This window comes from Lentibacter sp., from assembly GCF_029254145.1.
In the GTDB taxonomy this organism is placed as follows: Bacteria; Pseudomonadota; Alphaproteobacteria; order Rhodobacterales; family Rhodobacteraceae; genus Lentibacter.
The window spans coordinates 52,385-79,325 of the sequence record NZ_JAQWYD010000082.1 but is presented as its reverse complement, the minus strand read 5'-3'; the positions used below and the strand labels follow the sequence as shown (position 1 = coordinate 79,325).

27 protein-coding genes and 2 pseudogenes are annotated in these 26,941 nt (G+C 55.5%); 12 read left to right on the top strand and 17 right to left on the bottom strand.

Annotated features, from left to right (window positions below):
- The coding region (gene aspS / locus P8O11_RS09800; RefSeq protein WP_300293918.1) for an aspartate--tRNA ligase at window positions 1-963 on the bottom strand (963 nt) is incomplete at its 3' end.
- 144 nt (window positions 964-1,107) lie between these two features.
- Here aspS and P8O11_RS09795 point away from each other — a divergent pair.
- The 3 genes from P8O11_RS09795 (at window position 1,108) to P8O11_RS09785 (ending at window position 6,477) form a co-directional block, all read left to right on the top strand.
- Window positions 1,108-2,361 carry a glycosyltransferase family 87 protein gene (locus P8O11_RS09795; protein ID WP_300293917.1) on the top strand — a complete coding sequence of 418 codons (1,254 nt, stop codon included), beginning with the start codon at window positions 1,108-1,110 and terminating at the stop codon, window positions 2,359-2,361.
- Window positions 2,362-2,495: 134 nt separating this feature from the next.
- On the top strand, window positions 2,496-5,825 hold the full coding sequence (gene carB, locus P8O11_RS09790) for a carbamoyl-phosphate synthase large subunit (RefSeq protein ID WP_300293916.1): 3,330 nt from the start codon (window positions 2,496-2,498) through the stop codon (window positions 5,823-5,825).
- Window positions 5,826-5,829: 4 nt separating this feature from the next.
- Window positions 5,830-6,477, top strand: a complete 648-nt coding sequence (locus P8O11_RS09785) for a pseudouridine synthase (protein WP_089886947.1) — start codon at window positions 5,830-5,832, stop codon at window positions 6,475-6,477.
- A gap of 150 nt (window positions 6,478-6,627) precedes the next feature.
- Here P8O11_RS09785 and P8O11_RS09780 read toward each other — a convergent pair whose 3' ends face one another.
- Window positions 6,628-8,070 (bottom strand): aldehyde dehydrogenase family protein, encoded by a 1,443-nt coding sequence (locus P8O11_RS09780; RefSeq protein ID WP_300293915.1) that lies wholly within the window; start codon window positions 8,068-8,070, stop codon window positions 6,628-6,630.
- Between the two features lie 140 nt (window positions 8,071-8,210).
- On the opposite strand from P8O11_RS09780, the gene P8O11_RS09775 reads away from it, so the two are divergent.
- From P8O11_RS09775 to P8O11_RS09750, 6 genes are all read left to right on the top strand, one after another.
- Window positions 8,211-8,864 (top strand): peroxiredoxin, encoded by a 654-nt coding sequence (locus P8O11_RS09775; protein ID WP_300293914.1) that lies wholly within the window; start codon window positions 8,211-8,213, stop codon window positions 8,862-8,864.
- Between the two features lie 120 nt (window positions 8,865-8,984).
- A complete protein-coding gene (locus tag P8O11_RS09770) occupies window positions 8,985-9,404 on the top strand; it encodes a hypothetical protein (RefSeq protein ID WP_300293912.1) in 420 nt (139 codons plus the stop codon).
- Window positions 9,401-10,018, top strand: a complete 618-nt coding sequence (locus P8O11_RS09765; protein ID WP_300293911.1) for a MotA/TolQ/ExbB proton channel family protein — start codon at window positions 9,401-9,403, stop codon at window positions 10,016-10,018. Before P8O11_RS09770 ends, P8O11_RS09765 begins: the two co-directional genes overlap by 4 nt.
- The gene (locus P8O11_RS09760) at window positions 10,011-10,373 is read left to right on the top strand and encodes a biopolymer transporter ExbD (protein WP_300293910.1); all 363 of its coding nucleotides are present in this window, start codon (window positions 10,011-10,013) and stop codon (window positions 10,371-10,373) included. Before P8O11_RS09765 ends, P8O11_RS09760 begins: the two co-directional genes overlap by 8 nt.
- Window positions 10,374-10,376: 3 nt before the next feature.
- Complete coding sequence (locus tag P8O11_RS09755) at window positions 10,377-10,772, top strand: biopolymer transporter ExbD (RefSeq protein ID WP_300293909.1); 396 nt, start codon at window positions 10,377-10,379, stop codon at window positions 10,770-10,772.
- Window positions 10,769-11,551 (top strand): TonB family protein, encoded by a 783-nt coding sequence (locus P8O11_RS09750; RefSeq protein ID WP_300293908.1) that lies wholly within the window; start codon window positions 10,769-10,771, stop codon window positions 11,549-11,551. The genes P8O11_RS09755 and P8O11_RS09750 overlap by 4 nt, the downstream gene beginning before the upstream one ends.
- Before the next feature lie 62 nt (window positions 11,552-11,613).
- Here P8O11_RS09750 and aqpZ read toward each other — a convergent pair.
- The 4 genes and pseudogenes from aqpZ to P8O11_RS09730 all read right to left on the bottom strand — a co-directional run bounded on the left by aqpZ (window position 11,614) and on the right by P8O11_RS09730 (window position 16,336).
- A pseudogene (gene aqpZ, locus P8O11_RS09745) lies at window positions 11,614-12,308 on the bottom strand (aquaporin Z).
- Between the two features lie 148 nt (window positions 12,309-12,456).
- A complete protein-coding gene (pnp, locus tag P8O11_RS09740; protein ID WP_089886937.1) occupies window positions 12,457-14,604 on the bottom strand; it encodes a polyribonucleotide nucleotidyltransferase in 2,148 nt (715 codons plus the stop codon).
- A 173-nt stretch (window positions 14,605-14,777) separates the two neighbouring features.
- Window positions 14,778-15,641 (bottom strand): DMT family transporter, encoded by an 864-nt coding sequence (locus P8O11_RS09735; RefSeq protein ID WP_300293907.1) that lies wholly within the window; start codon window positions 15,639-15,641, stop codon window positions 14,778-14,780.
- Complete coding sequence (locus tag P8O11_RS09730; protein WP_300293906.1) at window positions 15,638-16,336, bottom strand: glutamine amidotransferase; 699 nt, start codon at window positions 16,334-16,336, stop codon at window positions 15,638-15,640. Before P8O11_RS09730 ends, P8O11_RS09735 begins: the two co-directional genes overlap by 4 nt.
- A gap of 195 nt (window positions 16,337-16,531) precedes the next feature.
- Here P8O11_RS09730 and P8O11_RS09725 point away from each other — a divergent pair, with 195 nt between their 5' ends.
- Window positions 16,532-17,233 (top strand): SGNH/GDSL hydrolase family protein, encoded by a 702-nt coding sequence (locus P8O11_RS09725; RefSeq protein ID WP_300293905.1) that lies wholly within the window; start codon window positions 16,532-16,534, stop codon window positions 17,231-17,233.
- Window positions 17,234-17,306: 73 nt separating this feature from the next.
- Window positions 17,307-17,780, top strand: coding sequence for a DsrE family protein (locus P8O11_RS09720; protein WP_300293904.1), 474 nt, complete (start codon window positions 17,307-17,309; stop codon window positions 17,778-17,780).
- Window positions 17,781-17,842: 62 nt separating this feature from the next.
- Here the strand turns inward: P8O11_RS09720 and rpsO are convergent, their stop codons facing one another.
- From rpsO to hemC, 6 genes are all read right to left on the bottom strand, one after another.
- Window positions 17,843-18,112: a 30S ribosomal protein S15 gene (gene rpsO, locus P8O11_RS09715; protein WP_089886928.1), complete on the bottom strand. Its 270-nt coding sequence runs from the start codon at window positions 18,110-18,112 to the stop codon at window positions 17,843-17,845.
- Between the two features lie 141 nt (window positions 18,113-18,253).
- A complete protein-coding gene (locus P8O11_RS09710) occupies window positions 18,254-18,748 on the bottom strand; it encodes a hypothetical protein (RefSeq protein ID WP_300293903.1) in 495 nt (164 codons plus the stop codon).
- The gene (locus tag P8O11_RS09705) at window positions 18,666-19,202 is read right to left on the bottom strand and encodes a hypothetical protein (protein WP_300293901.1); all 537 of its coding nucleotides are present in this window, start codon (window positions 19,200-19,202) and stop codon (window positions 18,666-18,668) included. The genes P8O11_RS09710 and P8O11_RS09705 overlap by 83 nt, the downstream gene beginning before the upstream one ends.
- A 75-nt stretch (window positions 19,203-19,277) precedes the next feature.
- Entirely contained in the window at window positions 19,278-19,532 is a 255-nt protein-coding gene (locus P8O11_RS09700) for a DUF5665 domain-containing protein (RefSeq protein ID WP_300293900.1), read from the bottom strand.
- Between the two features lie 33 nt (window positions 19,533-19,565).
- Window positions 19,566-20,072: a DUF1643 domain-containing protein gene (locus tag P8O11_RS09695; protein ID WP_300293899.1), complete on the bottom strand. Its 507-nt coding sequence runs from the start codon at window positions 20,070-20,072 to the stop codon at window positions 19,566-19,568.
- Complete coding sequence (hemC, locus tag P8O11_RS09690) at window positions 20,069-21,031, bottom strand: hydroxymethylbilane synthase (RefSeq protein ID WP_300293898.1); 963 nt, start codon at window positions 21,029-21,031, stop codon at window positions 20,069-20,071. Before hemC ends, P8O11_RS09695 begins: the two co-directional genes overlap by 4 nt.
- 98 nt (window positions 21,032-21,129) lie before the next feature.
- On the opposite strand from hemC, the gene hemE reads away from it, so the two are divergent.
- A complete protein-coding gene (gene hemE / locus P8O11_RS09685; RefSeq protein WP_300293897.1) occupies window positions 21,130-22,164 on the top strand; it encodes a uroporphyrinogen decarboxylase in 1,035 nt (344 codons plus the stop codon).
- A 48-nt stretch (window positions 22,165-22,212) separates the two neighbouring features.
- Here the strand turns inward: hemE and P8O11_RS09680 are convergent.
- The 5 genes and pseudogenes from P8O11_RS09680 to P8O11_RS09660 form a co-directional block, all read right to left on the bottom strand.
- Window positions 22,213-23,237, bottom strand: a pseudogene (locus P8O11_RS09680) (cytochrome-c peroxidase).
- 186 nt (window positions 23,238-23,423) lie between these two features.
- Window positions 23,424-24,176, bottom strand: a complete 753-nt coding sequence (locus P8O11_RS09675) for an SDR family NAD(P)-dependent oxidoreductase (protein ID WP_300293895.1) — start codon at window positions 24,174-24,176, stop codon at window positions 23,424-23,426.
- Entirely contained in the window at window positions 24,173-25,051 is an 879-nt protein-coding gene (gene hemF / locus P8O11_RS09670) for an oxygen-dependent coproporphyrinogen oxidase (protein WP_300293894.1), read from the bottom strand. The genes P8O11_RS09675 and hemF overlap by 4 nt, the downstream gene beginning before the upstream one ends.
- Window positions 25,052-25,080: 29 nt before the next feature.
- Window positions 25,081-25,884 carry an SDR family NAD(P)-dependent oxidoreductase gene (locus P8O11_RS09665; RefSeq protein ID WP_300293893.1) on the bottom strand — a complete coding sequence of 268 codons (804 nt, stop codon included), beginning with the start codon at window positions 25,882-25,884 and terminating at the stop codon, window positions 25,081-25,083.
- A 57-nt stretch (window positions 25,885-25,941) separates the two neighbouring features.
- A complete protein-coding gene (locus tag P8O11_RS09660; RefSeq protein ID WP_367186866.1) occupies window positions 25,942-26,934 on the bottom strand; it encodes a class I SAM-dependent methyltransferase in 993 nt (330 codons plus the stop codon).
- Between the last annotated feature and the right edge of the window lie 7 nt (window positions 26,935-26,941).

Here is a 26,941-nt window from a genome sequence, read left to right as displayed (position 1 = left end):
ATCTTGCTCCAGAAGCTTTGCAAAGATCGCAAAACCAGAGCCTTTAAAGTGCTCGGAGGTATCCTGCATCTTGATCGGGTTGCGCAGATCGGGCTTGTCGGAGCCATACCATTTGGCCGCATCGCGGTAGCTGATCTGCGGCCATTCGCTGTCTACTTTCTTGCCGCCACCAAACTCTTCAAACACGCCCTGCATGACAGGCTGGATCGTATCAAAGACGTCCTGCTGCTCCACAAAGCTCATCTCAAGGTCAAGCTGGTAGAAGTCTGTCGGCGAACGGTCGGCACGCGGGTCTTCGTCGCGGAAGCACGGCGCAATCTGGAAATATTTGTCAAAGCCCGACACCATGATCAGCTGTTTGAATTGCTGTGGCGCCTGCGGCAAAGCGTAGAATTTACCAGGGTGCAGGCGGCTCGGCACGAGAAAGTCGCGCGCGCCTTCGGGGCTTGAAGCCGTGATAATCGGCGTTTGATATTCACGAAAGCCCTTGTCCCACATGCGGCGGCGGATGCTCGAAACCATATCTGAGCGAAGGTGCATGTTGGCTTGCATCTTTTCGCGGCGCAGATCGAGGTAGCGATAGCGCAGACGCGTTTCCTCAGGATACTCCTGATCGCCAAAGACCATGAGCGGCAGCTCGGCCGCCGATCCAAGCACTTCCATGTCGCGCACAAAAACCTCAATCTCGCCTGTTGGCAGCTTGGGGTTCACAAGACTCGCGTCGCGCGCTTTCACTTCACCGTCGATACGCACGCACCACTCAGAGCGCAGCTTTTCCACAGCCGCAAAAGCAGGGCTGTCAGGGTCACAGATCAGCTGTGTCATGCCATATGTGTCGCGCAAGTCGATAAACAGCACGCCGCCGTGGTCACGAATACGATGGACCCAGCCCGAGAGGCGAACGGTTTCGCCGACATTGGCTTTGGTCAAATCAGCGCAAGTCTGGCTGCGGTAGGCGTGCATAGGTCTATCCTTTTCAGGGCATCTGGAGTGCATATAAAGCTCGCGCCGATACACATGGCCCAAGGGCAAAAGTCAAGCCATGTGGTACGGAAGACTCTTTTGCCGCGCTGTTTTCACGGTGTTTCTATCCAAGCCGCAGCAGATATGCCATTTTCGCGCAAAATAACGAGCGGTTCCTATCAGATGCAGCGTCTTGCTTACCCAGTCTGCGCCCTGCTTTTCGCGGGCCTTTTCCTTTTGATGTTCCTGAATACGGCCTCACCCGATTTGAGCGCTCTGTTTCAAGCGGCTCATGCTGTCAGCATAGGGCAATCCAGCACAATCTATGCGCTCGGCTCAGATCCCCTCAAGGCCGATGCGCTCTATGTCTATCCCCCACTATGGGCCTGGCTGATTGCCCCTCTCACCCAACAGGTGAGCTTTGAAGCCTTTTCAAAAGCCATGTTTTACGCGCATGTGACGATGCTCTGCGCCTCGGTCGGACTGGCGTGGAAAGTCGTGCGCCCGCCGCACATAAAGTCTGAGCATTTCATCTTTGTCAGCTTTGCCTTGCTCGCGCTGTCTGCTCCCGTTTTTCAAGCCTTGGGCCAGAACCAGCCGCAAATCCTGACGCTGTTTCTCGTTCTGCTGGCGTTCGAGCGCTACCGCGCAGGCAGCTTCGCCATGGCAGGAATGATCCTCGCTGTCGCGGCCGCCTTCAAACTGTCGCCACTGTTTCTCGTGCTGATCTTCATTCTGGAGCGCAACGGGCGCGCAACCGTTGCTTTTGTTGCTACAGGGCTTTCGCTCGCTCTGATGAGCCTAGCCTTGGCAGGTTGGCCCATGCATCTGCGTTTTCTGGAGCTGATCAGAGAGATCGACAATGTGATTATCCTCAGCAACACCAACTACGCTCCAGAACTTCTGCTCTATCAGCTGCAAGCCTTCGCAAGCGGCGCAGAGACTTCAAGCTGGAGCATGAGCCAAACCATGGCCACGCCAGAGCCGTTTTGGCTAAGCGTATTCATGGCCGCCCTAATGCTGTCCGCTCTCACCGCTCTGATCTTGATGCGTCCGCGGCTTATCCCCGGAACGGCTGTGCCTGTTTTGCTTATGGGCTTTGCTTTGGCCACAGCGCTCTTCGGACCAGCCTCTTGGGGGCATTACTTCGTCTTACCGCTCTTGCTCCTGCCAACCCTCTTTCACATCCTCCCGCGCCTCACTGCATGGCGCTGGATCATCGCGCTGGGTCTTTTGCAAAGCTTTCCCGCATATCTTATCTATTTTGAGATGAGTGAGGCCCTCTATGTTACAACGCTTATGGGCGTGCTCTGCTTTGGCGGGTTGCTTCTGGCGCTTGTTAGCTCGGTGTTTCGTGCCGTTCGTTTTGAGCCTGATGTGCCGATGCACTTCCGCTAAAGCGGTTCTGCGCCAAATCACCCCAACTTCATAGCGCTTTGGGCTTGCACCCACGGCCCCCATAGCTATAACCCACGACAATTTGCGCAGACCTGCCTGCGCTCTATTCTGCTGCATAAATGATGGGGGCCCCTATGCCGAAGAGAGACGATATCAAATCGATCATGATCATCGGAGCGGGGCCTATTATAATCGGGCAAGCGTGCGAATTTGACTACTCAGGCACACAAGCCTGTAAAGCCCTTAAAGAAGAGGGCTACCGTGTCATTCTGGTAAACTCGAATCCTGCCACGATCATGACAGACCCTGAACTTGCCGACGCAACCTACATCGAGCCGATCACGCCCGAAGTTGTCGCCAAGATTATCGAAAAAGAGCGCCCCGATGCGCTTCTGCCCACAATGGGCGGCCAAACAGGCCTCAACACCTCGCTCGCACTTGAAGAAATGGGCGTGCTTGAGAAATTCGGCGTTGAAATGATCGGTGCCAGCCGCGCCGCGATTGAAATGGCAGAAGACCGGAAGCTCTTCCGCGAAGCGATGGACCGCCTCGGAATCGAAAACCCGAAGGCCACCATCATCACCGCACCCAAGAAAGAAAACGGCAGCGCCGATCTTGACGCAGGCGTGCAGCTCGCCCTCGCCGATCTTGAAGAAATTGGTCTCCCAGCCATCATCCGCCCCGCCTTTACCATGGGCGGCACAGGTGGCGGCGTTGCATACAACCGCGAAGACTATATCCACTTCTGCCGCACAGGCATGGACGCCTCGCCCGTGAACCAGATTCTCGTCGATGAGTCGCTTCTGGGCTGGAAAGAATTTGAAATGGAAGTTGTCCGCGACAAAGCCGACAACGCCATCATCGTCTGCTCGATTGAAAACATCGACCCGATGGGTGTCCACACAGGCGACAGTATCACAGTTGCCCCAGCTCTGACGCTGACAGACAAAGAATACCAAGTCATGCGTAACCACTCGATCGCTGTTTTGCGTGAGATCGGCGTTGAGACAGGCGGCTCCAACGTGCAGTGGGCCGTAAACCCCGCTGACGGCCGCATGGTTGTCATCGAGATGAACCCGCGCGTCAGCCGCTCCTCAGCTCTTGCATCCAAGGCCACAGGTTTCCCGATCGCCAAGATCGCTGCCAAGCTCGCTGTTGGCTACACTCTTGATGAGCTCGACAACGACATCACAAAAGTGACGCCAGCAAGCTTTGAGCCAAGCATCGACTACGTCGTCACCAAAATCCCGAAGTTTGCCTTCGAAAAATTCCCAGGCTCCGAGCCCTACCTGACCACAGCGATGAAATCTGTGGGAGAGGTCATGGCCATCGGTCGCACCATCCACGAATCGATGCAAAAGGCGCTCGCCTCCATGGAGTCAGGCCTCACTGGCTTTGATGAGGTGGTGATCGAAGGCGCGCCAGAAAAAGCCGCCCTGACAAAAGCGATCAGCCAGCAAACACCTGACCGCATGCGCACCATCGCACAAGCCATGCGCCACGGCCTCACCAATGAAGAAATTCACGGCGTCACAATGTTTGACCCGTGGTTCCTTGATCGCATCCGCGAGATCGTCGATGCCGAAGAGGTTGTCCGCGCAAACGGCCTGCCCAGTGACGAAAAAGGCCTGCGCGAACTCAAGATGCTCGGCTTCACAGACGCACGCCTCGGCATTCTGACTGGCCAGAGCGAAAACGATGTGCGCCGCGCCCGTATCGCCAAAGGCGTCAAAGCCGTATTCAAGCGGATCGACACATGCGCCGCCGAATTCGAAGCGCAAACACCTTACATGTATTCCACATACGAAGCCCCCATGATGGGCGAAGTTGAGTGCGAAGCGCGTCCATCTGAGCGCAAAAAAGTCGTCATCCTCGGCGGCGGTCCAAACCGCATCGGCCAAGGCATCGAATTTGACTATTGCTGCTGCCACGCCTGCTTTGCGCTCGCGGATGTCGGCTATGAAACCATCATGGTCAATTGCAACCCAGAGACAGTCTCAACCGACTATGACACCTCGGACCGCCTCTATTTCGAGCCATTAACTTTCGAACACGTGATGGAAATCCTGCGTGTCGAGCAAGAAAACGGCACGCTCCACGGCGTCATCGTCCAGTTCGGCGGCCAGACCCCACTTAAGATCGCTCAGGCACTCCACGATGAGGGCATCCCAATCCTCGGCACAACGCCCGACGCGATCGACCTCGCCGAAGATCGCGAGCGTTTTCAAGAGCTTGTAAATAAACTCGGCCTCAAGCAGCCGAAAAATGGCATCGCCTCCACAGACGCGCAGGCACTGGCCATTGCCGAAGATATCGGCTTCCCGCTGGTCATCCGTCCCTCCTACGTTCTCGGTGGCCGTGCCATGGAAATCGTGCGCGACATGGCCCAGCTTGAGCGCTATATCTCCGAGGCCGTCGTCGTCTCGGGCGACAGCCCCGTGCTGCTTGACAGCTACCTCTCCGGTGCAATCGAGCTTGACGTCGACGCGCTCTGCGACGGCAAAAAAGTGCATATCGCAGGCGTGATGGAACATATCGAAGAAGCAGGCGTTCACTCAGGCGATAGCGCATCAAGCCTGCCGCCTCACTCGCTCCCTGCCGACATCATCAAAGAGATCGAAAAGCAAACTGTACAGCTCGCCCTCGCCCTTGAGGTACGTGGCCTTTGCAACATCCAGTTCGCGGTCAAAGATGGTGAGATCTACCTTATCGAGGTTAACCCGCGCGCCAGCCGCACCGTGCCTTTCGTTGCCAAGGCGACAGACAGCGCCATCGCTTCCATCGCTGCACGCCTCATGGCGGGCGAAACACTCAATGATTTCAAACACCGCGGCCCTTACGCCAAAGATGCCAAGCCTGGCTCAATTAAAAATACCGACCCGATGACACTGGCAGATCCAAACATGCCTTGGTTCTCGGTCAAAGAAGTGGTGCTGCCCTTCGCCCGCTTTCCAGGCGTTGACACAATCCTCGGTCCAGAAATGCGCTCGACAGGTGAAGTCATGGGCTGGGATCGCTCCTTCCCCCTCGCCTTCCTCAAGGCGCAGATGGGCGCAGGCACAGTGCTCCCCTTTGAGGGTCGCGTCTTTTTCTCGATCAAGGATATGGACAAGACCAGCCAGCTTGTTGAAACAGCCCAAACCCTTGTGGACCTAGGCTTTGCCATCGTCGCAACAGGCGGCACAGCAAGCTTCCTTGAGGAGCACGGCATCACATGTGAAGTGGTCAAAAAGGTCTATGAAGGCCGCCCCAACGTGGTCGACATGCTCAAGAACGGCGATATCCAGCTCTTGATGAACACCACCGAAGGCGCAGCCGCCGTAGAAGACAGCCGCGAAATCCGTTCTGTCGCGCTCTATGACCGCATCCCATATTTCACCACAGCCTCAGGCGCGCACTCTGCCGCACTGGCCATGAAAGCCCGCAGCGAAGGCGACCTCGGAGTGACGAGCCTACAAGGCTAAGCGTATGTCGAGCGACTACAACCCACCCTCTGATCCGCTGGATATCATCCATGCGGATCATGAGCTCATTTCAGTGAATAAGCCCTCCGGCCTCCTGTCCGTTCCGGGCAAGGGCGAGCATCTGGCCGATTGCTTGATCACCCGTGTCCAAGCCGCCTTCCCTGGCGCGCTTCTCGTGCATCGGCTGGATCGGGACACATCGGGTGTGATGATCTTCGCCGCCACGCCCCACGCACAGCGGCACTTGGGTCTTCAGTTTGAAAAGCGCCAAACCAAGAAAGCCTATATCGCCCGTGTCTTTGGGCGGCTTGAGCCGAAGACAGGCACTGTCGATTTGCCTCTGATCGTGGATTGGCCCAATAGGCCCCGTCAGATGGTTTGTCATGAAACAGGCAAGCAAGCTCAGACCGATTGGAAAGTGCTCAAAGCTGCAGATGACGAATCACGGGTTCGGCTTTTCCCCAAGACGGGCCGCAGCCACCAGCTCCGCGTCCATATGCTTGCTCTCGGTCATCCGATCTTGGGGGATCCCTTCTATGCAACGGGGGCAGCCTTAAGCCACCCCCGTCTAATGCTTCACGCCGAAGAGCTGCGCCTGCGCCACCCTGATGGTGGCAAAGGCATGCGGTTTTTTGCCAAGGCGCCCTTCTGAACCGAACGCTGCGTTAAGTTGATTTTCCTTAACATTTTCACGATTCAGCCGGTGCACGGGTTGTGCACGCATTGTGCACGCTTTTCACCCCCCCGTTTTCGGGCCTCCAGCGCGCCGTTAACCCTACCGCGCGCTGGTCCGTTTTGCGTGTTAGGCGTCGTTCGACCAGCCAGAGACTGCCTTCACTTCAAGGAAGTCATCAAGCCCCCATTTGCCGCCTTCACGGCCGTTGCCCGACTGTTTCATGCCGCCAAAAGGCGATCCTGCCCCACGGCCCTGACCGTTCATCTCGACCATGCCAGAGCGCAAACTACGCGCCATGCGGTTGAGCCGCGCGCCGTCTTGAGTCTGCACATAGTTGGTGAGGCCATAGACCGTGTCATTGGCCATCGCGACAGCCTCTTCTTCAGTCTCAAACGCCATGATCGACAGCACAGGCCCGAAGATTTCTTCGCGCGCAATGGTCATATCAGAGGTCACATCTGCAAAAACAGTAGGCCGTACATAGAAACCTTTGTTGAGACCTTCAGGGCGACCAACGCCGCCCGCAACAAGCCGCGCGCCTTCGTCGATACCCATCTGGATCAGATCTTGGATCTTGCCCCACTGCACCGCATTGACCACAGGGCCAATGTGGCGGCCAGATTCTGAGGCTGGACCAACCGTCACTGCGTTGGCAACTTCTGCAGCTGTTTCAACAGCTTGGTCATAGATATCCCGCTGCACAAGCATACGGCTCGGCGCGTTACAGCTCTGCCCCGTGTTGTTCATCATATGAAGTACACCGCGCTTTACGGCCTTTTCGTCCGCGTCAGCAAAGACCACGTTTGCACCCTTACCACCGAGCTCAAGTGATACACGCTTGAGCGTGTCAGCCGCCGATTTCGAAATGAGCTTACCCGCACGTGACGAGCCTGTGAAGCTCACCATGTCCACATCTTCATGTGCCGTCAGCTGGCTCCCAACGCCGACACCGTCGCCGTTCACGAGATTGAACACACCCGCAGGAAAGCCCGCTTCATTCATCATCTCAGCAAAGAGCATCGCATCAAGCGGCGTCTCTTCCGAAGGCTTGAGCACCATGGTGCAACCCGCAATCGCCGCCGCACCAACCTTGAGCGTGACTTGGTTCATCGGCCAGTTCCAAGGCGTAATCAGCGCTGCAACTCCGACCGCCTCGTGAATAACACGGTCGTTTGGCGCATGATCACCTAGCGGTCCTTCAAACTCAAAGTTCTTCGCAGCCCGAATGAAGTTAGACAAATGCCACGTCCCCGCGCCCACTTGCGAAGATTTGGCCATATCCACAGGCGCGCCCATTTCTTGCGCAATCATCTCGCCCATTTCATCGCCACGACGTTTGTAAACTTCGAGCAGCTTCTCAACCAGTGCGATCCGCTCTTCAACAGGTGTCGCCATCCAAGCAGGCAACGCGGCTTTAGCAGCTGCCACCGCTGCATCTGTATCTGCCTGTCCACCCAGTGAAATAACAGCAAAGGCCTCTTCTGTGGACGGGTCAATAACCTGATAGTCCTTACCAGCCTGAGGGGCTACCCATTGGCCACCAATGTAAAAGTCGCGTTTCTCAATCATGATCATTCTCCCAAGAATTTGGGGCACTTTGTCACCCCATCGCATTTGCTGCAAGACGCCCCTTTCACTAGGACGCAACGTGAATATATATATTCGGAAGGCAGAATTTAACGATCACCCCAAACAAAAGGAGCCACGCTATGGGCCTTCGCATTAATGACATCGTCCCTAACTTTACAGCCCAAACAGACGAGGGCGAAATCAAGTTCCACGACTGGATCGGCGACAGCTGGGCGATTCTTTTTTCGCACCCAAAAGACTTCACGCCCGTTTGCACAACAGAGTTTGGCGCTGTCTCACAGCTCGCTGACGAGTGGGACAAACGCGGCTGCAAGGTCATCGGCCTTTCCGTTGACAGCGTAGAAGAGCACCACGGCTGGAAGAAAGACATCGAAAGCTATGCCAGCGCAAAAGCGGGCTTCCCAATCATTGCCGATGAAGATCTCGCCGTTTCAAAGGCCTTTGATATGCTGCCAGCCGATGCTTACCTTCCCGATGGTAGCACAGCCGCCGACAGCGCATCTGTGCGCTCGGTTTTCATCATTGGCCCAGATAAACAACTCAAGCTTTCAATGACATACCCCATGAACGTCGGCCGTAACTTCGCAGAAGTCCTGCGCGCGCTCGATGGCCTTCAGATGGCCAATGGCAATGGCGTTGCAACACCAGCAAACTGGACTGCAGGTCAGGATGTGATCATCCCTACAAGCGTTTCCGATCAAGACGCTGCCGCAAAGTTTGGCGAATTCACGACTGTTTTCCCCTATCTGCGCACAACAAAAGCGCCGTCCTAAATAAATACAAGCGCGCCGCTATAGCAGCGGCGCGCATCTCTACATGGATTAAGACTTTATACGCGCGCCCGTTTCAGGCAGTCTGCCTACGATTCTTCCTCTGAGTGAATTGAGGCCCCAATGCGCGCTCTGCAAACCCTTGCCATATGTCTATTTGCCAGTATCGCTGGAGCCGAAGAGGCGCCTATCGGACAACATCTCGACATTGAGTTAAATGCCGCAACCCAGACAGATCAGGGGTGTCAGCTGTCGTTCTTGCTCATCAACGGTCACGCTCAAGATATCAAGAGTGCCGTTTTTGAAACTGTCCTCTTTGATACTGCAGGAGCAGTCAAGCTGCTGACACTGTTTGACATGGGCGAGCTGCCCACAAGCCGCCCACGAGTGCGCCAGTTTATTCTCCCCCAAACACAATGTGCCGAGCTTGGCCAAGTCCTCTTCAACGGCAGCAAAAGCTGCTCAGCAGAAACGCTGGAGGCGACCGACTGTATGGACGGCCTGACCCTGCATAGCCGAACAAACATCAAGGTGCTGGGATGAATGATGTCTTATCTTCTCTGTCGAGAGTAGCTGAACTTGGCGGGCCTGTTGTAGTCATACTTATGGGTGTCTCCGTTCTCACGCTGGCACTTGTTTTGTACAAGCTATGGCAGTTTCGTGCTTCTTCCGTCGGAAAACACAGCGCTCTTCACCGCGCCATAGCGGCTTGGGACGAAGGCCAATCCGCAGAAGCCGAAAGCGCCCTGAAACAGTCACACAGCTATCTCGCCCCACTGATTGCCTCAGGCTTTGCTTTGGCACCCCGCGAGCGCCTTGCCGCAGAAGCGGAAGCACGCTTCGCCACTTTGGAGGGCGGCTTTCGCGCGTTAGATAGCGTTGCACAGCTTGCGCCACTCCTTGGCCTCTTTGGGACAGTTATGGGCATGATTGACGCCTTTCAATCGCTTCAGAGCGCAGGCAGCCAAGTTGATCCCTCTCTCTTAGCGGGCGGCATCTGGGTCGCGCTCCTCACCACAGCCGTTGGTCTTGCAGTGGCCATGCCAACAGCGATGGTTCTGAGCTGGCTTGAGTCTCGGATGGATGGCGAGCGCGTTTTTGCAGACACTGCAATCCAGACAATTTGCGCGCCGCGAGAGTCACAGCCCGATGATTAGAGCCGCGCGCAGACGGAGGCGCTTGTCGATGACCTCACTCATTGACGTTATCTTCCTGTTGCTATTGTTCTTCATGCTGTCCTCCACGTTTTCCCGTTATGCTGAGGTCGAACTTGTCGCAGCCGCGCGTGGCAATGCAGCAATTGAAACACCGCCTCTCTTCGTTCAGCTCAGTCCAGATGCCGTTACGGTCAACGGACTTCCACAGGACTTAGCCTCCCTCAACTTGCCCGAAGGGGAGCAGCGCCTGCTGGTGTCCCTGAAGCCCGATGTCACAGCCCAAAGGCTGACGGATCTGCTTGTTGCCTTGCGCCGATTTAACCAGATCACTGTTACCGTTCTGACCTCGAGCTGAATTATGCAAAAAAAACTGCGCAAATCTCAGGTCTCCAGCCGCCGCGAACCAACAATCGCACTTATCAACATCGTCTTTCTCATGCTGATTTTCTTTCTCATAGCGGGGACACTTGTCACGCCACTTGAGGCCGATTTGAAGCTCGTGAACACATCCGAGCTAGAAGGAACAGCCCCCCCCGATGCGTTGGTCTTGAATGCGGCCGGGCAGCTAAGCTTTCGCGGCGAAGTGATAACCCCCTCCGCCTATATGACCACGGCGCGTGAGGCCGAGGGCGCATATATAAGACTGGTGCCAGACCGTGCCGTTCCAGCAGCCACGCTGGTCCAGATTGCTTCAGAACTGAAAGCTGCGGGCGCAGGCGCTGTTGTTCTCGTGACAGAAAAGGCGCTGCCATGATCGCCTCCTCTGGCATAGCCAAAAGTATTGCCTTCACAGCAGCGATCGTGCTCCATGCCGCGCTCTTATGGGAATACGCCCCAAAGACGACAGAGATTGCGACAGAAGGGGCGAGAGGCGCGCTGGAAACCAGGCTTGGTGATAGCTTTGAGGATATGAGTAAAGGGGTTCTCTCACCTGTAGAGACAGAAACAACAGCTCTATCCCCAGAGCTCCCAAGCACAGCACAACAAGTGTTTCCGACAACAGCTATGTCGGCGACTGCCGTTAAAGCCCTGCCCGCTGAAGCCATCGCTGCCCAGCCAATCGAAGACACAGCGGTTGTGAAATCGCCGCGCCCTGCCCAAAGACCAAAAGCGCTTGAGACGGAACCAAAACCTACGCCAAAGGCCTCCAAAAAAACCAAGCCCAAAACAGGTGCATCAAAAGAAAGCCGCAAAGGCGCCCAAAGCGGAAAAGCCAAAGCAGCACAAGCGCCGAAATCGACAGGAGCGTCCCCCACTCAGACCACAGGCAATGCGGCCGCCCAAAACTATCCTGGGAAAGTAATGCGTAAGATTTCCCGTGTACCCAAACCGCGTATCGCCTCTAAAGGCTCTGCCACAGTCCGCTTCACCATCTCAGTTGAAGGTGGCCTTGCTGCGGCCACTATTGCAAAAAGCTCTGGCTCAAGCGAGCTTGACCGCGCAGCGCTCAAAGTCGTGGCCCGCGCGGCCCCTTTCCCAAAGCCGCCAGCTGGCGCACAGCGAAGCTTCACCCTCAAAATAAGCGGAAAATAGGAAGAGCCGCACCCTGTAAGCGCGGCTCCTATGAACCTAGACGTAACCACTATTGGTAGTCGTTATTCAGCTTGATCAAGCAGTCCTGCCTTGAACAAAAAACCTGCTGCGACTGCTCCAAGAACTGGCGCAACAATAAACAACCAGAGTTGTGAAATGGCATGACCGCCCGCGAAAAGAGCTGGCCCAATCGAGCGCGCAGGATTGACCGAAACACCAGTCACCTTGATGCCAACCAAATGGATCAGCACAAGCGTGATACCAATCGCCAGCCCTGCCATCGCTGCAGGCGCACCCTTGCCAGTCGCACCGAGTATCACGACAACAAACAAGAAGGTCGCAACCAATTCAAAAAGAAAAGCCGCGGCCATATTGTATTCGCCAAGATACCCAGCGCCCCAGCCATTTTGCCCAACCCATTAATGGCGACGCTGTAGTCTGCCTTGCCCGTCGCAATCGTCAAAAGCACAAGCGCCGCAGCAATCGATCCAGAGATTTGTGCGGCAATGTATTGCACAGCCTCTCCCACCTGCATGCGCCCAGCAGCCACAGCACCAAGCGACACCGCTGGATTGATATGACAGCCCGAAACTGGCCCGATCCCATAAGCCATGCCGATCAGTGCAAATCCAAAGGCAAAGGAAATGCCAGCCAATCCGATTCCTGTTGTCCCATCAGCGCCTGCAATGACGGCTGCGCCGCACCCGAACAAAACAAGTGTAAAAGTGCCAATAAACTCTGCTATCATTTTCTTCATGGGTTACATTACCTCTCGTTAAAACCTGTTGTGTAAAGACACTGCGCCAGAAAGCGCTCACAGGAACGGGGAATTTCAGAGCGGCAAGCCCAAAAGAAAAAAGCCCCAGCGCAGTGCCGGGGCTTTTCTTATCAACTGCTAGGCAAGATTACTCTTCGCTGTCGCCGTCTTTTTTCGCGTCAGGCGCGATTTCTTCGCCTGTTTGTTGATCAACAACTTTCATCGAGAGACGCACTTTGCCGCGATCGTCAAAGCCCAAAAGCTTTACTTTCACGTCTTGGCCTTCCTTCAGAACATCTGAAGGATGGTTCAAGCGACGGCTCTCAATTTGGCTCACGTGTACAAGGCCGTCACGCTTGCCAAAGAAGTTCACAAATGCGCCGAAGTCGACGATTTTCACAACTTTACCGTCGTAAACTTGGCCTTCTTCTGGCTCAGCCACAATCGAGTGAATCATGTCGTAGGCTTTCTTGATCGCTTCGCCGTTCGGGCTAGCAATCTTGATGATGCCTTCGTCATTGATATCGACTTTCGCGCCAGACACTTCAACGATCTCACGGATGACTTTGCCGCCCGAGCCGATCACTTCGCGGATTTTATCCGTCGGGATCTGCATGGTCTCGATGCGTGGTGCGTGGATTGAGAAATCCTGTGCGCCATCAATCGACTTGTTCATCTCTTCAAGGATATGGAGACGGCCCGCTTTCGCTTGCTCAAGGGCTTTTTCCATAATCTCTTGCGTGATGCCCGCGACTTTGATGTCCATCTGCAGCGAGGTGATGCCGTCGGCAGTCCCTGCGACTTTGAAGTCCATATCACCGAGGTGATCTTCATCGCCAAGGATGTCTGTCAGAACAGCATAGGAGCCATCATCTTCAAGGATCAGACCCATCGCAACACCAGCAACCGCAGACTTGAGCGGAACACCAGCATCCATCATCGACAGTGAGCCACCGCAAACAGACGCCATCGAAGATGAGCCGTTTGATTCTGTGATCTCTGACACAAGGCGGATTGTGTATGGAAAATCAGTCGCAGCAGGCAAAACAGCCTGAAGCGCACGCCAAGCCAGCTTACCATGGCCGATTTCGCGGCGACCGGGAGGGCCCACGCGACCAGCTTCACCAACCGAATAGGGAGGGAAGTTGTAGTGCAGCAGGAAGTTTGATTTGAAGTTGCCGTGCAGTGCGTCGATGAACTGTTCGTCGTCGCCCGTGCCGAGCGTTGTCACAACGAGGCCCTGAGTTTCGCCACGTGTAAACAATGCAGAGCCGTGTGTGCGTGGCAGGAGACCTGTCTCGCAAACAATCGGACGCACCGTATCAAGCGCGCGACCGTCGATCCGCTTGCCTGTTTTCACAACGTCGCCACGCAGGATGCCAGCTTCAAGCTTCTTGAGAGCAGAACCGAGGTTCGCATCTGCAAGTTGCTCTTCTGTCAGCGCGCCCATGATGGTTGCTCGTGCCGCAGAAACAGCAGCCGTACGCTCTTGCTTATCGGTCAAAGCAAATGCAGCACGCATCGCTGTTTCGCCTGCCGCTTTCACAGCTTCATATAGCTCTGTGTACTCTGGTGGCTGGAAGTCAAACGGCTCTTTTGCAGCAGATTCGGCCAGTTCAATGATCAGGTCGATCACAGGCTGAATGCTGTCATGTGCAAATTTCACCGCACCAAGCATCTCTGCTTCAGTCAGCTCATACGCTTCTGATTCAACCATCATTACGGCGTCTTTTGTACCTGCAACAACGAGGTCAAGGCGCTGCTCAGGATTCTGACGCAGGTCTTGCATGTCATCAACCGTTGGGTTGAGCACATATTCGCCGTCAACAAAGCCGACACGTGCCGCAGCAACTGGGCCCATGAACGGCGCGCCAGAAATGGTCAGAGCTGCAGAAGCAGCGATCATCGCAACCATGTCAGGGTCGTTTACGAGGTCGTGCGACAGCACGGTACACATGACCAGAACTTCGTTTTTGAAGCCAGGAACAAACAGTGGGCGGATCGGACGATCGATCAGGCGTGCTGTCAGTGTTTCTTTTTCGGTCGGGCGCGCTTCGCGCTTAAAGAAGCCGCCAGGCACTTTGCCGGCCGCATAGTATTTCTCTTGGTAGTGAACCGTCAGCGGGAAAAAGTCTTGGCCCGGCTTAGGCTGCTTGGCGAATGTCACGTTTGCCATGACAGATGTTTCACCGAGTGTCGCGATGACAGAGCCATCGGCTTGACGAGCAACCTTGCCCGTTTCGAGTGTAAGCGTTTCTTCGCCCCACTCCATGGTCTTCTTCGTAATGTTAAACATTTTCGTTTCCTGTGTCGGAGCTCTCATGGGCGTATCCCATGTCTCCTGTTTGAATGGCGGCCCCATTGCCGCCGGCCCTTTTCTATCCTGATTGAAGCGCTAGGGCCGTGGCGCAACCTCTCAGATAGGGCGCGGCATACAGGAGTTTTGCAACATTTGAAAGCCTTATAAGGCTATCCGCTGGCCGCCCCTTTCAAGCGTATCAAATTGACCCCTGCGAGTGCCGACAGGATGATACTCCCACCCCAAAGCGCGGCCTGCCCGGGGAACTCCCCGATCACCCACCAGACGAGCACAGGCCCGAGAAGCGCCTCCAGTAACAAAATCAAGCTCACTTCTGCCGCGCCAATATATTGCGGCCCCGTAGTGAGTAGGCCAAAGCCAAGTGGGACAACAACCGCGCCCAGAGCCAACATCAAAACCCAGCTATGAATAGGGACAACAAGGCTTGGCGCGAGCAACCCTGCTGCCAGTGCAGTCAGCAACCCCGATAGGCCCATTGCGGGAACCATACTAATGTTCTTCTGCGCGCGCGCAATACTAAACGTCAGCGCGAGCGATACCGCACCGCCAAAGGCAGCCATGTCTCCCATCAGGTTCCCCTCGCCACCCGCGCTGCCAGCAGCAATTACAAATACCCCTAAGAGGGCCCCTCCTATTCCGACCCAAGTCAACCGGTCTACATGTTCTTTCAACACAACAATCGATATCAGCGCTGCGATCACAGGAGATGTCGCTGAAATAAGCAGGACATTTGCGGCTTGGGTTTTCTCAACAGCATAGAGGAAATAGAACGTGCCCAGAGCAAAAATGGCTGCCAAAGCCCAGCCACTCCGCCCGACACGCACCACATCTCGCATCGGCCTGCGCTGTAAAAACACGCCCCATACGCCCAGAATGACCAAACCGCTGAGCAGCCCGCGCCAGAAAAGCTTGGTCAGCGTATCCGCATCAATCAAACGCACCAAGAGCACATCAGGAGAGATCACCAACACACCCGCGAGCGTGATCAAAAGACCTTTCGTTGCCAAACTCATGTCGCAGAGCCAAAAAGCTTGGTGATAAAGTCGCGGAACCACGGATCAACAGTTCTGTGTGTCTCCTCCGCAAATGCGTCCTGCTGATGGCGGCTTTGGACACCAACTCGCGCGTCATGTTCGCCAGACCAAGGCGCTGCCTGCCAATCCTTGAACATCTCATCTGTTACCTCTGGGTGAAATTGGAAACCATAGGTCTTTTCCCCATAGCGAAATGCCTGATGGGGAAACGTTTCACTGCGCGCCAAAAGCTCGGCCCCCTCGGGCAGCGTGAACGCATGAAAATGCGCCTGTGGAACGCGCAAACCTGCGGGCATGAAATCCGCGTCCAGTGTTTCAAGCTCATAGTAGCCAAATTCGCAGGGTTCCCCCTCCAGCGGGCCCACCTCGCCCCCTAAGCTATGCGCAATCATCTGCGCCCCTTGGCAAAGCCCAAGCACAGGCAAACCAGCGCCGATACAAGCCTCAAGCCATTGCATTTCATCCTGCAAAAACTTCATATCTGGAATATCTGTGATGCAATACTTGCCGCCATAGACAATCGTCCCGGCAATATCATCGTCAAGCATGGGCAGAGTATCACCTGCATAAAGGTGACGATTTAAAACCTCATAGCCTAGCCGCTCCAATTGGTCAGCAGCACGGTCTGTGTGACGACTTTCGCCATGATGAATGAGAACAACTTTTTGCGCCATAGACTGGACCCTTTTTTCAAGTTTTCCAGCCCCTGTGCCCCGGTGCAAGTGGGATCTTTCGATATAACTCTATCGCAGGTGAGACAGTCTCAAACAAGCAAATCCTGCCAAATTCGCAACACAGTGTTTTAAAACCAACTGTGGATTTTCTATGCAATATTGCCGACAATTGTCTTAGTTTGTGTGAGTGAGCTTATGATACCCCGCTTCTTGTTTGTAATCTTATGTTTTGCCTTCTGGGGACTCGCTCCACATCAGGCTGCCCAAGCACAAGAAAAGCCCAAAATTCTCGCAATAGGTGATAGTCTCATGGCTTGGCACCGAATTGACGACAAATCAATCGCTGACTCTATTGCTGCCTCACTGGGCGAGCCCGTTCTCAACCGCGCCATCTCAGGTGCACGCATTATTTACGGCCTACCCCTCACTAGCGCGATGGGTCTGCGCATTTCCAATCAGTTTCGTGACCGCGAACGCTATGACTGGGTCATTATTACAGGTGGAGGCAACGACTTTATGCTTGGCTGTGGCTGTGCTCGCTGCGACAGGCGGATGAACAGAATGCTGACCGCTGACGCAAAGCAAGGGGACATTGTCAGCCTAATCGCCCGTATCCACCAAACAGGTGCACGCGTGGTCTATCTCGGCTATCTACGCACCCCAGATATGGACTCGCCAATTGAGAGCTGCAAAGACGAAGGAGACGCTTTTGAAGCAAGGCTTGTCGAACTTGCCAAGCGCGACAAAGGCGTGTTTTTCCACTCGATTGCAGATCTCGTCCCTTCAGGCGACCGCAGCTTTCACGGACTCGATATGATCCACCCATCGCGCAAAGCCAGCAAGATCATTGGCCAACAAGTCGCGGCGCTCATCAAGCGCGCCGATAGTGGACGCTAACAGAAACGTGACGGGCGCGGCATTGCCAGCGCTCTTAAGCGGACGATAAACTTAGGGTCTCACGGAGGTTAAAATGCTCAGGATATTTTTGCTCGTCACCACTTTTTTCAGTTTTTCCGCCACAGCATGGGCCAGCTCTGGCGTAGACAAGCTCCTAAACGCCGAAAAAGCGCCCGTCGGGGCTGTAATTGAGGTGGTCGAAGGCGACCAGTTCGCACTCGATTGGGCCCTGCCCCACATCAAGGCACAAAGCGAACGTCTCAAGGCCCGCTTCCCTGCAATCAAGATCGCTGCTGTCACGCATGGCAACGAGCAATTTGGCCTCGCCAAATCCCTTGAGAGCCCTAAAGCCGAGAGGATAAAGACCCTCGCAGCCAGCCTGAGCCGATCAGGAACGCCCGTTCATGTATGTGGAGGCCATGCCGATGCCCGCGGTATTCCTCACGACATTTTCCCTGAATACATTGAGGACGCACCATCGGGCCCAGCCCAGATCACAGCCTATCGCAATGAGGGCTATGCCTTGGTCATTCTTAAGCAGCCATAACTCCAAAACAAAACCGCGCCCCAAAAGGAGCGCGGCTTAAAAGTTCTAACTTGGCTCAAGTCTTAGCGACGGATGCCGAGTTTCTTGATGAGGTCCTGATAACGGCCTTCATCTTTGCCACGCAGAAAGTCGAGCAGCTTGCGGCGCTGTGCAACCATCTTCAAAAGACCACGGCGGCCGTGGTTGTCTTTTTTGTGGGTCTTGAAATGCTCTGTGAGTGTCGTGATCCGCGACGTCAGGATAGCAACCTGAACTTCGGGTGAGCCTGTATCGCCTTCTTTGGTGGCGAACTCTTTCATGACGCGTGCTTTTTCTTCAACAGTGATCGACATCGGAATCTCCTTTAGAGTTAAGGGTTCGGGCACGAGCCGGGATGTCGTCCAGCAAGGTCCATAGGATTCGCACAACCACGAAAAGGAGGTGCAAGAGCGCCGTATAGGCAGATTCTATTGCGATGAAAAGCTTTTTCTAGGTTAGGCCGCAGTCGCGGTTTCGCCAATCCCGAAGAATAGAGCGGCATCACTTTGTGTCATAATCATCAAGTCATTAATGCTCATTGAAAACGCCGAGTGTACGGCCGCAATCATCTCACCATTCATCAAGATGTGGCTCACATCAGGGTCGAGACCATCACGAGCAATAGTAATTTCAGGCTCGCTCGCATTAGCTTGGTAATCGAACACAATGATAAGCCTGTCCTCAATTGGATCAAAATCATGCACCTGGGCTGCTTCGCCCGGCATGATCCAATCCCCTATGATGACATTATCTGCGCCCATGCCTGTTGTTACTATGTCTTCACTGCCAGCGACAAGATTATCTTCGCCGCCGCCGCCGTTCAAAAAGTCTTGCTCAGCAACCCCGTCTTCGCGGCCATCCAGCAAGTCATTTCCCCACCCGCCAAAAAGCGTGTCTTCGCCTGCGCCGCCAACAAGTGTGTCGCCATCCAGCCCCCCCATGAAGCGCATCGTCGCCATCCTCCCCTAAAAGCAGGTCATCATCAGCGCTGCAGTGGAGCATATGCTCGCCATGGCCGCCAACAAGTGTGTCATGACCGTTGTGCCGATAGAGCGCATCAGCGTCTTCTGCCCCCAAGAGTAGATCGGCTCCGTCCTCACCATGCAGCGTATCTTCCCCTGCGCCGCCCTGGAGCTCATCGTTGCCAGACCCGCCGTAGAGCGCGTCGTGCCCAGACCCGCCATCAATAGTATCCGCACCGTCATATCCGTTGATTTGGTCCGCGCCATCGCTGCCTGAAATCACTTCATCAGTCAGCGTTCCCGACGTTATAAACCCGCTGATGTTCGTATCCTGTGGCGCATCTGGCAGCACGGCATCTTCGCTCTCTTCGCCGCCGTCGAAGCTTATAAAGACGGTCGCGCCCACCAGCGCCATGCCCATCAATCCAGCAAGAAACAACATGACCGAACTCCAAACGTTGATGGGCACATAAGGCCAGAGCTCTCTGCTCGCGTCAAAGCTATTCTATTCAGTTAGTTAACGGGTTCTTTGCATTTCTTCGACAAGTTGAGCAGCCCATTCCCCGATCACGGGGATAAACTCAATCTGCGAAGCCCACCATACAAGAGTCGAAACCAAAAGTGTCGCTCCAATCACAGATCCAAACCCAAAGGCCAAGCCCCGCATGAATTGAAATGAGAGCAACCTCCATGTCGAACTGTGAACCGTCACAAAGCGATGTGTGTTGAGCCGCTCCAGCTCCTGCGTAAGGCGGTCAATCGAGTGCTTCATCTCGGGTTCAGACTATTCACTCATAGGACCCCCTTAAAACCAAAGCTTAGGCTGCTGTGTATAGGCAATATAGAGTGGATGCTTCGGGTGGCCAGCCTTTGTCAGCCCAAGGTGAAAGACGGGCAGTTCCATGTCTCGCAAAAGCGCCTCCATCGCCACACCTCGCTGTAAATGCTCCCCATGCGCGCCCCATGCCGCGATGATTTGATCGCACCAGTCACAACTCTGTGCAATCATCGCATCATTTTCTGCGCCGATAGGCTCTGCCGCAGCACGCATTTTCTTGGGATCTGTATCGCGCCAAGCAAAGATATTAGTCACCCTAAATCCGCCAAATCCGAGCGTACGTGCGCGCCGCTCGCAGCGCTCAACTGTCGGATCGTTCTGCACTTCAGTCGCCGTCGAAGGGTTGAGCATGATAAAGAGCGCCTTGCGCCGTGCAGGCTCCCAAACGCGCGTGAGAAGATATCGATAGCGTTCGCAGTCAGAGTAGACAGCCGTAGAAGGCGCATCGCCTTTGGTGTGCGTCCGCGTAATCATGCGCGCCAGTCAAAGAAGCCTTTGCCAGCTTGCTCAAGCAGCTTCGCTGCCATCTCACGGCCGAGTTCAGGACCATCTTCCAGTGGTGCGCTTTGATCATCGTTGATCGCCTCGCTTCCGTCAGGGCGCAGAACTTCACCACGCAAGCGCAACGTATTGCCATCAAGCTCCGCAAGACCAGCCAAAGGCGTCTCACAAGACCCATCAAGCGCCGCCAAAAAGGCGCGCTCCGCCGCAAGACGCTGACCTGTTTCTTCGTGATGAATAGCCGCCAGCATATCTGCCACGCGGCTGTCGTCGCCGCGCCGCTCAATTCCGATCGCGCCTTGCGCAACCGCAGGCAACATATCAGTCACCTCCACAGGTGTTGCAGGCACTTGTCCAATCATACCAAGCCGTGTGAGTCCAGCCATCGCCAGAAATGTCGCGTCGGCAACACCCTCTTCCAGCTTCTTCAGCCGCGTTTGTACATTTCCACGAAATTCAGAAAGCATCAGGTCAGGCCGCTTCACGGCAAGTTGCGCACGACGCCGCAAAGAAGAGCTGCCCATCACGGCGCCTTTAGGCACGTCGGCGAGCGACTTGTATTTTAGACACACGAACGCATCGCGCACATCTTCCCGCGGCAGATAGGTCTCAAGCAACAAACCTCTTGGCTGAAGCGTCGGCATATCCTTCATAGAGTGCACAGCAATATCAATACTGCCGTCCAAAAGCTGCTCTTCAATCTCTTTCGTAAACAGCCCCTTTCCCCCAAGCTCCTTCAAAGGCTTATCCTTTGCAATCAGCGCGGCATCGTCACCTGTCGTCTTGATCACGACAATTTCGAAGGCCTCATGCGGCAGGTCAAAGGCCTCAGCCAAACGCGCGCGTGTCTCGTAAGCTTGCGCCAAAGCGAGCGGAGAGCCGCGTGTGCCGATTTTGAGGGGTGCGGCGGGGGTGGGAAGTTGTTTTAGCATACCCCCTGTTAGACGCGGCGCTTTGTCCTTTCAAGCGGCTATTGCTTGACATCGCGCCGCAGCCAAGGGACGAGAGACGAACCGAAGAGGAGAGTATCATGGCACAGCAAAAGAAAATCCTGCGCGCATTGGCGGGCGAAACGCTTGAAACACCGCCGATCTGGATGATGCGCCAAGCAGGTCGCTACCTGCCAGAATACCGTGCAACGCGGGCAGAGGCTGGCGATTTCCTCTCGCTTTGCTACAATTCTGAATTGGCTTGTGAAGTCACGCTGCAACCAATCCGCCGCTATGGCTTTGATGCGTCGATTCTCTTCGCCGATATCTTGCTCGTGCCTCAGGCGCTTGGCGCTGACCTCTGGTTTGTCACAGGCGAGGGCCCTCGCCTCTCCACGATCACAGACAAAGCAGGCTTTGACGCGTTGAAGCCCGCTGATGCGATCCATGAACACCTCGCTCCAATCTACGAAACCGTTCGCATGCTCAGCCGCGAACTGCCCGAGGAAACAACGCTGATCGGCTTTGCGGGAGCGCCATGGACTGTCGCAACGTATATGATCGCAGGGCGTGGCACCCCCGACCAAGGGCCAGCGCATGCCCTGAAAGACGGGAACCGCGAAGTTTTTGAAGCGCTCCTGAAGCGGCTAACTGACGCGACAATCCTCTACCTCTCTGAGCAGATCAAAGCAGGCGCGGAAGTCGTGAAAATATTTGACAGCTGGGCAGGCTCTCTCAAAGGAGACGACTTTATCAACTACGCGGTAAAGCCCGCCGCGCAGATCACTGCTGCGTTGAAAGCTCTGCACCCAGACACCCCCATCATCGCCTTCCCCCGTGGTGCAGGCGAGCGCTATATCGGCCTACATGAGGCCATCGGCGCAGACTGTATCGCGCTCGACGATGGCGTAACAGCTGAGTGGGCCGCCGCCAACGTCCAGACAGGCGGCTGCGTGCAGGGCAACCTCAAGTCGTCCCACATGGTTACAGGCGGCGATGACCTCGTCCGTGAGACCCGCAAGATCGTTGATGCCTTCAAAAATGGCCCACATATCTTCAACCTCGGTCACGGTATCACGCCTGATGCCAACCCCGAAAATGTGCAACTGATGATTGATACTGTGCGGGGCCTTTAAGCCAAGCCTCAAAAGAAAAAGGGCCAGCTCTATGCTGGCCCTTCTCGTTTATTTCACTTCGCCAGTCGGCCTTGGCGTAGCGGCAGTCTCGGCAGGCAGGATCGGATAGACCACTTCAGGCATCTCGCCCGTTAGACTGCCGAGGAAGGCGACGATCTTATCGGCCTCATCCTCTTTCAAATCCTCGCCCAGCTGGCTCTCACCCATCACCTGCACGGCGACTTTCAAGTCCCATACGATACCAGAGTGAAAGTATGGCGCAGTCTGGTTGATGTTGCGCAGAGGCGAGGCGCGGAAGACATACTCGTCATCCGCCGTTTCGGTCACAGCGAAGCGGCCCTTATCATCCTCAGGCAGAATATCCGCCCCAGGCTTTTCGATCAGACCGAAGGGATAATAGCCATTGCCCCCAAGGTTGACCCCGCTATGGCAGGATGCACAGCCCTTGTCGATGAACAGACTAAGGCCTGCCGTTTCCATCTCGCCCAAAGCCGCGTCACCTCCATTGAGCCAAGCGTCAAAGGGCGCAGGCGTGATCAGCGTCGCCTCATAAGCCTCGATTGCCTTGGCGAAGTTGTCAAAGCTCACAGGCTCCGCCTCTTCAGGGAAAGACGCCTCAAACCACTCCACATATTGCGGCATAGAGTTGAGCGTCGCGACCACGTTATCAGGCGTATTGGCCATCTCCACTCCCGCTTGAACCGGCCCCTTGGCCTGCGCGGCTAGGTCTGGCGCGCGCCCATCCCAGAACTGGGCTTCGTTGAAGACAGAGTTCAACACGGTGGGCGAGTTACGCGGGCCTTTCTGCCAGCCGTGGCCAATAGAGGTTGGCATATTGTCGTCTCCGCCGGTGGCGAGGTTGTGGCAAGAGTTGCAGTAGAAAACACCAGACGCTGACATGCGCGGATCAAAGAAGAGCGCTTTCCCAAGATCAATCTTCTCGGGCGTGACAGGGTTCGCATTCAATGCAGGGATCGTGGAAGGCGCGGCGCGAAAAGCTCCAGCGCTTCGTTGCGCAGCTCGTTTGCTGTCGTGGCGCCCGCGAGGGACAGGCTCAATGCAGTTGCGGTCATCAGGTGAAATGGTTTCATCGGTGGCCTCCTAAAGCCATATGGTTTCAGAATTTACACGAATCCGAATACCCTCAGTCTAAAGACAGCCCCCATGGCGAAGTATGACTTAGATCAATTCTAAGCTGCATGACTGCGAAAAACACCGTTTTGCGACAGTTGCGTAACAGCCTGCAACGGCTCTTGATCCTAGCCGCGCAAGCTTGGCAAGCCGATCCCCGTGCTCTGGAAGCCCCCGTCCACAGAAATCACCTGTCCTGTGACATAGCTCGCCTTTTCCGAGCACAGGAAGGTGATGACATTGCCGATCTCTTCCTCGCTGCCATAGCGGCCCAGCGGGATCGCGTCATGATAGGCATCAATGATATCCTGAGTGTGCACGGCCATTGCAAGCTTGGTGCGCACAGGCCCAGGGCAAATGCAATTCACCCTCACACCATGCTCCCCCCACTCAGCCGCCTGCTGCTGCGACAGGTGCATGACACCTGCCTTTGATGTGCCGTAAGCCACTCGAAGGGTCGAAGCGCGCAGACCGCTGATCGAGGCAATATTCACAACCGCACCACGCGCCTTTTGCAAGAGCGGAGCCGCCGCCTGAGACATGAGAAACACGCCATCAAGGTTGGTCTCCATGACCGTGCGCCAGCGGGCAAAGTCTGTCTCGTCAATCGGCCCAAAGTCGGCCACACCCGCGTTATTCACCAATGCGTCGAGCTCGCCTGACCAGTCGATGACCTCCGTGATGATCGCCTCAACGTCACCAGCCTGCGAAACGTCGCGGCAGATCGTCTTGACGTTCTCAAGCCCGTCAGACGCCTGCGCCAGTTCCTCACAGTCGCGATCAACCATCGCAACTTGCCAGCCCTCGGCCAGAAAAAGCTTGGTCGTCGCCAGACCGATACCGCGCGCCGCACCGGTGACAAGCGCTGTTTTGCGGCTCATACCCACTTCGCCATCGGCGGCAGGCTCATCAAAACGGCATTCGCATCATGCCCTGTTTCAAGGCCAAACTTCGTTCCACGGTCATAGACAAGGTTATACTCGGCGTAGAGCCCGCGGTGCACCAGTTGCTTGTCTTTTTCCGCCGCGCCCCAAAGCTGGCTCATGCGCTTTTCCGTCAACGGCACAAAGGCAGGCAGAAACGCGCGGCCAACATCCTGAATGAAGGCAAAGTCCTTGGCCCAATCGCCCGTGTTATGATCATCAAGGAAAATGCCACCCACGCCCCGTGCGCGGTTGCGGTGCGGGATATAAAAATACTCGTCCGCCCACGCCTTGAGCCGCGGATAATGCTCGCTTCCATGCTTGTCGCAATGTTCTTTTTGCACAGCATGAAAATGCGCCGTGTCCTCGGCATATTCGATACAGGGGTTCAGGTCTGATCCGCCACCAAACCACCAGCCATGCGGGGTCCAGAACATGCGCGTATTCATGTGAACTGCGGGGCTATGCGGGTTCTGCATATGCGCCACAAGGCTGATCCCCGCAGCCCAGAAACGCGGATCTTCCGCCATACCCGCAAGACCCTTGCGCGCGGCCATCGCCGCCTGAGCACGGCTGCCGAGCGTGCCATAGACTGTTGAAATATTTACACCAACCTTCTCAAACACGCGGCCTCCGCGCATCACACTCATCAAGCCACCGCCCGCATCAGAGCCATCATCAGACTGGCGCGTAGTTTCGCTTACCTCAAAGCGACCCGCAGGCTCATCACCGCCAAATGCGTCTTCCAACCCTTCAAAAGCCGTCACAATCTCGTTGCGCAACTCACGGAACCACGCGCTTGCGCGGGTTTTCTCGTCTAGCATATCACTCATGTTATTCTCCTCCGTGGCCTTTAGGCATATCAGTGCGCAGGCGCGGCCACAGGATCAAGCAGCGTACGACCGCCATCAACAGTCAGCACTTGCCCCGTCATAAAACTCGCCCCGTCGGAGGCCAAAAACTGTACAGCTTCCGCCAATTCGGTGGGGCTCGCAATCCGTCCCATCGGCGTACCGCTCTCAATAACCGAGCGAAAATCAGGATTGTCCTTCAAATGCTCCTGCAAACTCGCGCTCATCACAGACCCCATCGCAACGGCGTTCACTCTGATACGATCAGGCGCAAGCGCCACAGCCAGAGAGCGTGTCATCTGTTCCAATGCCGCATTTGAGATCGACAGTGCCATAAGCTGCGGATGCGCTCGCCGCGCCAGAATAGACGAAAGGTTGATGATTGAACCGGCAGGCCTATCACTGTCATCATCATGGGCTTGCTTGATCATCCGCTTGGCAATGAGCTGACTGAGGCGCAACGACGCCATCAAGTTCTGTTCCAGTGCCGTTTGAACAGCATCATCATCAGGGTTCAGGGGGTCAGAAGAAACAACCTGCCTCGATGCATTGACCAAAATATCCACGCGGTCAAAGGCGTCAATCGTAGCTGAAAGCAAGTTGGCCAGCGTCAGCTTCTCACGCAAATCGCCTGCAAACGCACGGATCGGGCTACCTTCTTCTTGAACACCGACTTCCTTTGTCAGCGCTTCGTCGTCCATATCGGCAAACATGACGTTTGCCCCCTTGTCGACAAAATGCCGCGCAATCGCGAGGCCAACACCATTCGCGGCCCCCGTAACAATCGCCGTTTTTCCACTTATCGAAAGCGACATCTCTCGCTCCTTCGTTCGAATCTTCTCTAAAACTGGAGAAACTGTTAGCGCAAAAACCTAGCGCTTACGAGACGGCTTGGCCGCATGCAAAATCTTGAAGCGACTGTTACCGCCCTCAAGCTCTTCAACAAAGCCAAAACGCGCGCGCAGGGATTCCTCATAAGGCAGGTGACGATTGGCCACCATATAGAGGTGCCCGACCCCTTTCAAAGCCGCCGCCGCTGAAGCAATAAAAGCCTGCCCCAACTCAGGCACACCCTTACGTCCCGTATGAAACGGCGGGTTCATCACAACGCTATCCAACGAGGCTCGCGGCTGCCAACGCGTTGCATCCGCCCAGTGAAACTGAATACGTGAATCTGGAGTGTTTACCCTCGCACATCCAAGTGCTGCATGGCTTGATTCAACCATATGCAAAGTCTCAACAGTCTCTCGCGTCAAAATCGCGCGTGAAAGATAGCCCCAACCCGCGCCAAGATCGGCGACTTCCTTACCAAGCTTTTCGGGCAAGGCAGCCTCCAAAAGCCGTGATCCCTCATCTGCCTTTTCAGCAGAAAAAACGCCCGGAACAGTGAAGAAACCGTCCGCATTTTGGCCACCAACACCAGCCTCAAGCCAGTCTTGCGCTGCATCCTGCGTAAGCTCACAGCTAAAAATCTTACCATGCGCCTTGCTATAGGCCGCGCTGCATGTGCCGCGCTTGCGTAGTTCTTTGAAGTGGCTGTCAACGCCATCGGTCTTAACACCATCAACAATAAAGCTACCGCCTGTCATCTTGGCAGCGCGTGCAAACAAAACGCGTCCCTCCAGTCGTCCACGCGGCACAAATACGACCACGCCCGCGGCGACATCGGGAAGCTCTGTCGCCAGAGCATAGCCCTGCGCCTCATAGGCACTGGCGGCCAACGCGTCATCGCAAACAATCAAAAGACGTTCCTGCGGCAAACCCTCAAGATTCTGGCCAGCAGCGCCCAAAACAACAATATCGCCTTCGGCCGGCAAGCCCACATGCCCCGCCTCAAGCGCGAGTGACAAACGTGTATCCATCATCAGAATA

Bases quoted from the DNA above. Each gene is read 5' to 3' on its own strand.
- P8O11_RS09795 (WP_300293917.1), top strand. From the start codon at position 1,108: ATGCCATTTTCGCGCAAAATAACGAGCGGTTCCTATCAGATGCAGCGT.
- carB (WP_300293916.1), top strand. From the start codon at position 2,496: ATGCCGAAGAGAGACGATATCAAATCGATCATGATCATCGGAGCGGGG.
- P8O11_RS09785 (WP_089886947.1), top strand. From the start codon at position 5,830: ATGTCGAGCGACTACAACCCACCCTCTGATCCGCTGGATATCATCCAT.
- P8O11_RS09780 (WP_300293915.1), bottom strand. From the start codon at position 8,070: ATGATTGAGAAACGCGACTTTTACATTGGTGGCCAATGGGTAGCCCCT.
- P8O11_RS09775 (WP_300293914.1), top strand. From the start codon at position 8,211: ATGGGCCTTCGCATTAATGACATCGTCCCTAACTTTACAGCCCAAACA.
- P8O11_RS09770 (WP_300293912.1), top strand. From the start codon at position 8,985: ATGCGCGCTCTGCAAACCCTTGCCATATGTCTATTTGCCAGTATCGCT.
- P8O11_RS09765 (WP_300293911.1), top strand. From the start codon at position 9,401: ATGAATGATGTCTTATCTTCTCTGTCGAGAGTAGCTGAACTTGGCGGG.
- P8O11_RS09760 (WP_300293910.1), top strand. From the start codon at position 10,011: ATGATTAGAGCCGCGCGCAGACGGAGGCGCTTGTCGATGACCTCACTC.
- P8O11_RS09755 (WP_300293909.1), top strand. From the start codon at position 10,377: ATGCAAAAAAAACTGCGCAAATCTCAGGTCTCCAGCCGCCGCGAACCA.
- P8O11_RS09750 (WP_300293908.1), top strand. From the start codon at position 10,769: ATGATCGCCTCCTCTGGCATAGCCAAAAGTATTGCCTTCACAGCAGCG.
- pnp (WP_089886937.1), bottom strand. From the start codon at position 14,604: ATGTTTAACATTACGAAGAAGACCATGGAGTGGGGCGAAGAAACGCTT.
- P8O11_RS09735 (WP_300293907.1), bottom strand. From the start codon at position 15,641: ATGAGTTTGGCAACGAAAGGTCTTTTGATCACGCTCGCGGGTGTGTTG.
- P8O11_RS09730 (WP_300293906.1), bottom strand. From the start codon at position 16,336: ATGGCGCAAAAAGTTGTTCTCATTCATCATGGCGAAAGTCGTCACACA.
- P8O11_RS09725 (WP_300293905.1), top strand. From the start codon at position 16,532: ATGATACCCCGCTTCTTGTTTGTAATCTTATGTTTTGCCTTCTGGGGA.
- P8O11_RS09720 (WP_300293904.1), top strand. From the start codon at position 17,307: ATGCTCAGGATATTTTTGCTCGTCACCACTTTTTTCAGTTTTTCCGCC.
- rpsO (WP_089886928.1), bottom strand. From the start codon at position 18,112: ATGTCGATCACTGTTGAAGAAAAAGCACGCGTCATGAAAGAGTTCGCC.
- P8O11_RS09710 (WP_300293903.1), bottom strand. From the start codon at position 18,748: ATGCGCTTCATGGGGGGGCTGGATGGCGACACACTTGTTGGCGGCGCA.
- P8O11_RS09705 (WP_300293901.1), bottom strand. From the start codon at position 19,202: ATGTTGTTTCTTGCTGGATTGATGGGCATGGCGCTGGTGGGCGCGACC.
- P8O11_RS09700 (WP_300293900.1), bottom strand. From the start codon at position 19,532: ATGAAGCACTCGATTGACCGCCTTACGCAGGAGCTGGAGCGGCTCAAC.
- P8O11_RS09695 (WP_300293899.1), bottom strand. From the start codon at position 20,072: ATGATTACGCGGACGCACACCAAAGGCGATGCGCCTTCTACGGCTGTC.
- hemC (WP_300293898.1), bottom strand. From the start codon at position 21,031: ATGCTAAAACAACTTCCCACCCCCGCCGCACCCCTCAAAATCGGCACA.
- hemE (WP_300293897.1), top strand. From the start codon at position 21,130: ATGGCACAGCAAAAGAAAATCCTGCGCGCATTGGCGGGCGAAACGCTT.
- P8O11_RS09675 (WP_300293895.1), bottom strand. From the start codon at position 24,176: ATGAGCCGCAAAACAGCGCTTGTCACCGGTGCGGCGCGCGGTATCGGT.
- hemF (WP_300293894.1), bottom strand. From the start codon at position 25,051: ATGAGTGATATGCTAGACGAGAAAACCCGCGCAAGCGCGTGGTTCCGT.
- P8O11_RS09665 (WP_300293893.1), bottom strand. From the start codon at position 25,884: ATGTCGCTTTCGATAAGTGGAAAAACGGCGATTGTTACGGGGGCCGCG.
- P8O11_RS09660 (WP_367186866.1), bottom strand. From the start codon at position 26,934: ATGATGGATACACGTTTGTCACTCGCGCTTGAGGCGGGGCATGTGGGC.